Origin of the sequence: Microcystis sp. M53598_WE2 (assembly GCF_030067735.1) — a bacterium.
GTDB classification, from domain to species: Bacteria; Cyanobacteriota; Cyanobacteriia; order Cyanobacteriales; family Microcystaceae; genus Microcystis; species Microcystis aeruginosa.
Genome location: NZ_JASJFE010000545.1, coordinates 1 through 8,604, shown reverse-complemented (window position 1 = coordinate 8,604; position 8,604 = coordinate 1). Strand labels below are relative to the sequence as shown.

9 protein-coding genes are annotated in these 8,604 nt (G+C 46.3%); 5 read left to right on the top strand and 4 right to left on the bottom strand.

Going from position 1 to position 8,604, the window contains the following annotated elements:
* On the bottom strand, positions 1-867 hold an 867-nt coding region (locus tag PX636_RS11175; RefSeq protein WP_288117208.1), incomplete at its 3' end, for an RRXRR domain-containing protein.
* A gap of 759 nt (positions 868-1,626) precedes the next feature.
* Here PX636_RS11175 and pgl point away from each other — a divergent pair.
* The 3 genes from pgl (at position 1,627) to PX636_RS11160 (ending at position 4,599) form a co-directional block, all read left to right on the top strand.
* Positions 1,627-2,349 carry a 6-phosphogluconolactonase gene (pgl, locus tag PX636_RS11170; RefSeq protein WP_004163408.1) on the top strand — a complete coding sequence of 241 codons (723 nt, stop codon included), beginning with the start codon at positions 1,627-1,629 and terminating at the stop codon, positions 2,347-2,349.
* Between the two features lie 156 nt (positions 2,350-2,505).
* Positions 2,506-3,132 (top strand): double zinc ribbon and FHA domain-containing protein, encoded by a 627-nt coding sequence (locus PX636_RS11165; RefSeq protein WP_004163407.1) that lies wholly within the window; start codon positions 2,506-2,508, stop codon positions 3,130-3,132.
* A gap of 219 nt (positions 3,133-3,351) precedes the next feature.
* Positions 3,352-4,599, top strand: a complete 1,248-nt coding sequence (locus PX636_RS11160; RefSeq protein ID WP_288117206.1) for a site-2 protease family protein — start codon at positions 3,352-3,354, stop codon at positions 4,597-4,599.
* On the opposite strand, the gene PX636_RS11155 is transcribed toward PX636_RS11160, so the two are convergent.
* Positions 4,518-5,282 carry a metallophosphoesterase family protein gene (locus PX636_RS11155; protein WP_288117205.1) on the bottom strand — a complete coding sequence of 255 codons (765 nt, stop codon included), beginning with the start codon at positions 5,280-5,282 and terminating at the stop codon, positions 4,518-4,520. The two genes, PX636_RS11160 and PX636_RS11155, sit on opposite strands and share 82 nt — an antisense overlap.
* Before the next feature lie 252 nt (positions 5,283-5,534).
* Here PX636_RS11155 and tpiA point away from each other — a divergent pair, with 252 nt between their 5' ends.
* Positions 5,535-6,260, top strand: a complete 726-nt coding sequence (tpiA, locus tag PX636_RS11150; protein WP_288117203.1) for a triose-phosphate isomerase — start codon at positions 5,535-5,537, stop codon at positions 6,258-6,260.
* Here the strand turns inward: tpiA and PX636_RS11145 are convergent.
* The gene (locus tag PX636_RS11145; RefSeq protein ID WP_288117202.1) at positions 6,257-7,039 is read right to left on the bottom strand and encodes a fumarylacetoacetate hydrolase family protein; all 783 of its coding nucleotides are present in this window, start codon (positions 7,037-7,039) and stop codon (positions 6,257-6,259) included. The two genes, tpiA and PX636_RS11145, sit on opposite strands and share 4 nt — an antisense overlap.
* Before the next feature lie 145 nt (positions 7,040-7,184).
* Between PX636_RS11145 and rpsF the strand changes: the two genes are divergently transcribed.
* Positions 7,185-7,574: a 30S ribosomal protein S6 gene (gene rpsF, locus PX636_RS11140; protein ID WP_004163403.1), complete on the top strand. Its 390-nt coding sequence runs from the start codon at positions 7,185-7,187 to the stop codon at positions 7,572-7,574.
* 6 nt (positions 7,575-7,580) lie between these two features.
* Here rpsF and PX636_RS11135 read toward each other — a convergent pair whose 3' ends face one another.
* On the bottom strand, positions 7,581-8,258 hold the full coding sequence (locus PX636_RS11135; RefSeq protein WP_288117200.1) for a Uma2 family endonuclease: 678 nt from the start codon (positions 8,256-8,258) through the stop codon (positions 7,581-7,583).
* Positions 8,259-8,604: the final 346 nt, after the last annotated feature.

Below are 8,604 nucleotides of genomic sequence, written 5' to 3'. Positions count from 1 at the left end.
TTGACGACGACTAATAGGAGGACGTTTGATGACAGCAAAGGGAGCGTTTGTTACTTTAACAGAACCCTTCCAATCATATCCATGACTATTAGAATTGTGAAATGGCCAATAATCTAAAAACTGAAAACAGGCAAGAGCAATGCCATCGTTAGCATGGCTTTCTGGTGATTGTTCTGCTTTATTTTTGGACTTTTCTAGTCGCAAATATTTTCTGAGATTAGAGGTTTGCCAACCAAAGCGAGTATGGACTGTTGCCAATTGAGACAGTTGCTCAATTGCCCATTTTTGTCCAACCATAACCGACGAAAAACCTTTTCCAGACTTAGCTCCTTTTCTACCAGAAGTTAGAGCAATATCGGCTTTGATGTACTCAAAGTAAATATCGGTAATTGGATAGATTTTGGTTAGTTCGGAAACGACTCGAAGTTCAAGTTGACGATTAGCTCTGATTGAGGGAGCTAATTTTCCTGTTCTTCTATTTGAGAATCGTTTTTGTCGATGCGCTCTTAGATTAAAAGAAAGTTGGCGGTTAATCCGTCTTCCTCTACGTCCTCTTCGCATTAAGCAGCGATTGTCCAGTCGTTCTCTTACTCGTTTAAAAGGAAGTTCTAAGTGAGCCTTCCAAAGAGTAAAAAGGGAGGATTGAACACCAATTCCAGAGAATAATTTCCCCGGGTCAATACCAATAGCAATAGCAATCGGTTGGGTTTTACTATCGGAAGGTTCATCGATTAGCTGGACATAGAAAATATCTAAATCGTTGAATTTACCGATAGCTTTTCCTTCCTTAATCCACCGTCTGGCCCGACTGGGTTTGGTGGGCATTAACGGTTTTCCGTCTTTTGAGATAACAGGAACTCTTGGCATGGAGATAATCCTTAAGAGTAAAGTTAAAGTCCCTTTCCGCAACACAATCAAGATGTCTTGTCTAACAACGCTTTACCAATAAAGCTGAGAGGGAATCCGAACTAGGGAAGTATTCGGAGGTCTGTGCCAGATTGTGTCTCGATGCGGTAGTCTCTACTTGCGTCGCCTAAATTGGTTTAGGCACGCCCCTTTTAGGGCGGGGTTAGTGACTAGTCTGTTTAAAAGTTCTCGCTGGGGATTCCCAGAAGGATTTTGCCGAGAGGCACTCTGACAAACTGCAATTTCTAATTAACTCTCGCTCAACCCCCCGCTAAACCCTATGTCAAATCGTTCTGCTTGTCAACCCCCTTCGAGAATCGACTCTAGAAATATTACCTCAATATGGCATCGGTAAACTTATCCCTGTCAAAGAATAGATCTCCTGCAAAAATCCAAAATCTGCCGTTAGGCGAGGAGACGGTCGATAGGAGACGGTCGTCAGGAGCAGAAAAAAGACAATAGAAAACTATAATATCGATAAAACCTAATATTATGTCAAATTTATCCATTTTTTTAGATATTTTAACCCGATAGTGCCTCGATAACTTACTTTTGCAGCAGGTCTAATAAAATTTTCCCAAGCTCTCAGACGAGGTTTTCCCCCCGTATCTCTTACCTAAGACAGAGGCTGTCAAAGAATAAAATTTTCCCAAGCTCTCAGATGAGTCCTGAATGGTTAGCCTATAGTAAAGACAGCCCCCTGAGTTGATAACAAAACCCATGCAGAAATTGGTGGAAGTTTTAGCTGATAAACAAGCTCTGATCGCAAAATCTCTGGCACTGGTTCTGGAAAAAATCACAACCAGCCTCGAACAACAGGACTATTTTACCATCGCTCTGTCCGGCGGTAGTACCCCGAAACCTCTCTACGAAGCTTTATCCTCTCAACCCCTCGACTGGTCAAAAATTCACGTTTTCTGGGGAGATGAACGCTACGTTAGTCCCGATCATCCTGACAGTAATCAACGCATGGCCCGGTTAGCATGGCTCGATCGCATACCGATCCCGGCCGCTAATATTCATCCTATGCCCACGGATGACCCCGATCCCCAGCTGGCCGCCCAAAAATACGATGATCATCTCCGCCAATGGTTTGGGGTCAATTCTCCCGATTTTCCCGTTTTTGACCTGATTTTATTGGGAATGGGCGATGATGGTCACACCGCCTCTCTCTTTCCCCACACGGCAGCTTTAACGGTGAGCGATCGCTGTATCACCGTCGGCGAGAAAGACGGCAATCCCCGCTTAACTTTTACCGTTCCCCTGATCAATCAGGCCCGTTGTGTGATCTTTATCGCTGCCGGCGAAAGTAAACGCCCCGCTCTACATGAGATTTTCTCTGCCTATGGTGACTCTTTCTCCTATCCTTCCCGTCTCATCCACCCCTCGGCCGGGGAATTATATTGGTTGCTCGATGCGGCCGCTGGTTCCTCTTTTGTCTAGAGAATAGGGGAACAGGGGAATAGGGAAATGGGGGAATTCAACTAAAACCCCAACACCCCAACACCCTAACACCCCAACACCCCAAAACCCCAAAACCCTAACACCCCAACCCCTAATCTGCTTTTTTACTTTTTACTTTTTACTTTTTCCTTAAAAATGATCGTTTGTCCTAATTGCGAACATACTAACCCCGATGAGGCCAGTCAATGCGAGGCCTGTTACACTCCCTTGCCGCGGATGTCTTCCTGTCCTAGTTGTGGGGCAACCATCCAAACTGATGCCACCTTTTGCGGTCAGTGTGGCTACAATTTACAGCCTAATTCCGTTCCCATGGTGGCAGCCCAACCCGAATCGGAACCTGAACCCGTCCCACCAGTCCCTACACCCACCGTCGCCTCGATCGCACCTCCTCCTGTTGCCCCTCCACCGGTTCGGGCTGCCACCCGCTTACAGACGGAAATAGCTAGTTTGCAGCACCTGCAAACCGATAGCAAAATTGAATTACCCCTACATCTATCGGTAATTCATATCGGCAAACCTAACGATCGCATTCCCCCCGATATCGATGTTTCCGGTTTTCCCGATTCTGATATCGTCTCCCGGGTTCATGGCGATATCCGCGTCGAAGCGGGCCTCTATTACCTCGAAGACAGCGGCAGCGCTAACGGAACCTACGTTAATCACACTCCCCTACCCCCCGGCAATCGTCATCGTCTCCGGGCTGGCGATCGCATTTCCCTCGGTAAAGGCGACAAAATGACTTTTATTTTCCAAATGTCCTAAAAGGGGACAGGTGTTAGGGGTTAGGGGTTAGGGTTTTCGGGTTTTCGGGTTTTGGGGTGTTGGGGTTTTCGGGTTTTCGGGTTTTCGGGTTTTAGCTGAATTCCCCCATTTCCCTATTCCCCCATTCCCCCATTCCCCCACTTCCCCATTTCCCACTTTCCCACTTCCCCATTCCCCATTTCCCCACTTCCCCATTCCCCCACTTCCCCACTGAAAATTATGCCTACAAATTGGCGAATCGGCTCTTTATTGGGCATTCCTCTCTATATTGATTCCTCGTGGTTTTTGATTCTGGCTTTTGTCACCTTGATCAATGCCACTGATGCAGAAATTCAGTCTCTGGCCGCCCAGAGTTCTGTTTTAGCGTGGTTACTTGGTTTTATCATGGCTTTATTGCTATTTATCTCGGTTTTACTCCACGAATTAGGTCATAGTTTCATGGCCCGGTCCCAAGGCATCGAGGTCAATTCCATTACCCTGTTTCTCTTTGGAGGTATGGCCTCGATCGATCGAGAATCTCGGACTCCTCCCGAGGCCCTGCAAGTAGCGATCGCTGGACCCGCCGTTAGTTTTCTCCTGTTTTGTCTCTTATCCCTAGCCAGTCACTTACCCTATTTAAACGCCAATTTAACTTATATATGCGGACATTTAGCGATAATTAACCTGTTTTTGGCTCTATTTAATCTTATCCCCGGTTTACCCCTCGATGGGGGTCAAATTTTCAAAGCAATGGTCTGGCAAGCGACCGGCGATCGCTGGAAGGGTTTACATTGGGCTGCGATCAGTGGTCAATTCATCGGTTGGTTAGGGATTATTTTGGGGATTTTCTTGGTTCTCTTGACGGCAGATGTGGGGGGTGCTTGGTTAGGATTAATGGGCTGGTTTATCCTCAGAAATGCCCGCGCCTACGATAATTTAACTAATTTACAGGAAAGTCTCCTCAATTTGCAAGCGGGAGAGGTGATGAGCAGAAATTTGCGGGTTTTAAACGCCCATCAAACCCTACAGGAATTCGCCCAAGAATACGTTTTAGACCGAGCGGCTGCCAATACTGCTTATTTTGCCGCTTCCGAGGGGCGTTATCGGGGATTAATTCGGGTGGCAGATTTACAGGCGATCGAGCGGAGTTTCTGGTCAGAAAAACAACTGCTTGATATTGCCCATCCCCTCGGGGAAATTGCCACTGTTGAGGAAAAAACCCCCTTAGTGACGGTGGTGCAAAAATTGGAAACCATCCCCGACCGCATGATCACGGTGTTAACACCAGCCTCCGCCGTAGCGGGAGTGATCGATCGCGGCGATATCCTCAAGGCAATTGCGATTAAATACCAACTTCCCCTAGAGGAAACGGATATTAAACGCGCTCGCGAGGGAGTTTACCCCAGTTATTTGCCCTTAAATGTTATTGCTGCCGCTCTCGACAAGAGTGAACGGCCAAAAATCGGCGAACCGTCCTTAATGTCCTGACCTAGAGAGGATGGACGATAATAATCTTGAATATGGCTAATCCGAAAATTTCCTCGCTGGTTAACCTGCCACAATTTCCCCGTTTCCACATCTAAACAACTTAACCAGCCTTGGCCGTAGGCCCAAGTATCAATACAAATGGCATGGCCGAGATTAATCGGTTTCCCGCTTTTTTGGCTGGTATGGCCGCAAATCATGGTTTTTCCCGAACTATGGGCGGCGGGATATTGAAATTTCTCCCAAAAGAGTTTGTATTCTGGTTGTCTGGCTAGGGGTAGATGGGGATCGAGACTAGCGTGAACAAATAAATGATTTGCAGTTTCGTAGCTATTTATACAGACTTTTCCTAAAAAATCCCAGTGAGATTCAGGAATTTTAATTAGGTGGCCTTCACTATAGGATTTGAGGGTGGCTTTACCGCCTTTTTCTAACCAGAGACGCTGTTTGAGGGGGTTATTACGGGCTTGCAGCATGATAATCTCGTGATTACCCTTGAGGGGAATCAAATTTCCCTGTTTATGTAGGGAAATCAGGCGATCGATCACCCCTTTCGAGTCTCTGCCCTTATTAACGTAATCACCGAGGGTGATTAAAGTATCTTGCGGTTTGGGGTTGACGATCTCTAGTAAGTGATCTAGAGCTTTCGAGCAACCATGAATATCGCCGATTGCTAAGGTTCGCATGAGGATTTGGTAGGGGATTAGGGCATAGGTACAGGTAATACTAAATCCGTTGAGTATAGGCTACATATCAGGAGAGGCACTCATGCAAAAGGGAGAATAAATAATCAGTTTTTAATAACCCGATTTAGTATAAAAGTATTAAAAAAATCTGTTCACGACAAACAGCGATTATCGGTGATCTTGCTTAGGGTAACAAAAAGGCTTACAGTAAAATGTACCATAAATTATCAAATCTACTAAATTAATTAAGCTGTGCCGAAAGTTGTTATTGCAGGTAACTGGAAAATGCACAAAACCCAGAGAGAAGCTTTGGAGTTTTTGCAAGATTTTAAATCCCATCTAGAGGAAACCCCCGACGACCGAGAAGTGGTTCTTTGCGCCCCTTTCACAGCTTTAGCTGTCCTCTCTAAAACCCTCCACGGTGGTCGTATTCGCTTGGGGGCGCAAAATGTCCACTGGGAAAAATCGGGGGCTTATACGGGCGAAATCTCGGCGGATATGTTAACCGAAATTGGGGTTCACTATGTGGTTATCGGTCACAGTGAACGCCGGCAATATTTCGGCGAAACCGATGAAACCGTCAATTTAAGGGTCATATCTGCCCAAAAACAAGGTTTAACCCCAATTATCTGCGTGGGAGAAAGTAAAGCCCAAAGAGATGCTGGAGAAACGGAAAAGGTAATTATCAAGCAAATTCAAGGGGGTTTAGTCAATGTTGACCAAAAAAACCTCGTTATCGCCTACGAACCCATCTGGGCGATTGGCACGGGGGAAACCTGCGAAAGCGAGGAAGCCAACCGCGTTATCGGTTTGATTCGGCAACAATTAGACAATCCCGAAGTAACCATTCAGTACGGTGGTTCGGTAAAACCCGATAATATCGATGAAATTATGGCTCAATCGCAGATAAACGGGGCTTTAGTCGGTGGGGCGAGTCTAGACCCCGCCGTATTCGCTAGGATTGTTAATTATCGCTAATTGATTTCTGCTGCCATGACGCTATTTTCCAAAACCCCGATGCCTTCTATTTCCACCCGAACCTTATCCCCCACCTGCATCGGTCCGATTCCTTCGGGAGTTCCCGTTAAAATCACATCCCCCGGCAGCAGGGTCATCACTTGAGAGATATAAGCCACCAAGACATCGGGAGGAAAGACCATATCGCTGAGATAACTGCTTTGTTTGGGTTCGCTGCCATCATTGAGAAAAGTGGTTAATTGCGCCCCGATACTCAATTCCCGGACAATCCAGGGGCCGAGGGGACAAAAACTGTCAAATCCTTTCGCCCGCGTCCATTGGCTATCTTTTTTCTGTAAATCCCTAGCGGTGACATCGTTAGCAATGGTATAACCCCAGATTTTGCTTCTGGCTTGGGCTGTGGTGCAGTTTTTGGCGGTTTCTCCCATAATTAATGCCAATTCTCCCTCATAATCCACTCTTTCCGATTGGGGCGGATAAAAAATCGTTTCACCATCGGCGATAATTGTCGTCGGTGGCTTGAGAAATAAAAGCGGTTCTTCCGGTACAGGTGTTCCCATCTCGGCGGCGTGGGCGCGGTAATTTTTGCCCACGGCAATAATTTTCGACGGGAAACAGGGGGCTAATAGTTGGTAGCTATCAGGTTCTAATTCTAGTTTGGTTAGTTGCCCTCCTTGCCAGGGAGGGGCATCAAAGACGGCAACGCTACGGTTTAGCTGTAACAGTCCGTAGAAGATTTGTCCTTGACGATGTTTCACTCGTACATAGCGTTGCGCCATATTTTTCTGGGAATGACTAGCGATCGACTCTCGGATAGTAGTATGATCATATATCCTTGCTTCTTTATTAAAAGCTAGAGAGTTATGAAAATCAATTAACCTCCGGTCTTGACAAAGAAGCCTTCTAGTCCATAAGGATTCTGAGATGAGCAATAACTACGAAACTCTTTACATTCTCCGTCCCGATTTAGGGGAAGAAGTCGTTCAGCAACAAGTGGAACGTTATCGGACTCTGATTACCGAACACAGCGCCACAGACATTCAAGTTAAGGTGTGGGGTAAAAAACGTCTGGCCTATCCCATCAAAAAACTCAATGATGGTGTCTATGTGCAGATGAATTATCAGGCCAGCGGCAAACAAGTCGCCCCCATGGAACGGGCCATGCGTTTAAGTGATGAGGTTATTCGTTATTTAACCCTAAAACTCGATCGCGTGGTGGCCCCCCCTGCCGATTTATCTCCCTTAACGGAAATTCCGCCCTCTCCTATCACCGAAGCGGTGGTGGAAGATGACGGTATCTCCGCGGAAGATTAATTATAGTCACAACTGTGTCGGGTCAATGCCCAATTCGCGTAATCGGGCAAAAGCGCGGTCGCGTTCCTGTTGTGCTTGGTTGCGTTCTTGTTGTGCTTGGTTGCGTTCCTCAAAGAGGGTTTCAGGGTCTTTAAATCGTTCCCCATCGGGATAAAAGACCTCTAAACCCTCTTCAAACATCTCAAACCGAATCCCTAGGATTGGGGAAGTCCAAGGAAAATTCAAGGCCGTTACTGGGAAAAAATCCTCTTGCTGATTGGCCCGCACCAATCCCCAGAAATCATGGGAGTCTGGGTCATAGAAAAACATTTCTAATACCCCATGCTCCCGATAGAAAGACTGCTTTTTGAGCATTTCCCTGGCACTATTGCTCGGAGAGAGGATTTCAAACACTACCTGGGGGGCAATATTGTCTTCTTCCCATTGTTTATAGCTGCCGCGCTCACCCGGTGGACGGCCGAAAACTACCATGGCATCGGGAGCTTGACGGGGAGCGGGGGGTACAGTTACCTGCTGGGGATACCAGAGCAAATCCCCAGCGACAAAGACGGTTTGCTCCTTAAATAAATACCTGAGATTGGCAACCAAGCGAACAATCCAGCGATATTGAACTGTGTTGTCGGCCATAGGTTTACCGTCGGAGTCAGGATAGAAAAGTTGGGGTTCGATGGGTGCTTGAACCATGCTTTATCTCTTGCGATCGCATTTTGGCCTAACTTTATTGTATCACCGCAAATCCTCGGTTTGAAACCCTGTCCTTTTAGGACGACTTTGCCTTGTACTAAATCCGTTGAGTATGGGCTACATATCAGGAGAGGCACTCATGCAAAAGGCAAAAGTCAAAGGGGAGAATAAATAATCATTTAATAACAGGATTTAGTATTATATCTAAATTTTTAATAAAGTCGAGGTTGAAAATTATCGGGAATATCCAATTCAAATACTTGGTCATGAATCCGAGCCACATAAAACCCTTCTTGCAGAATTTTTTCCCGTAATTCTGATGATAAATGAACCGCCGCTAATATGC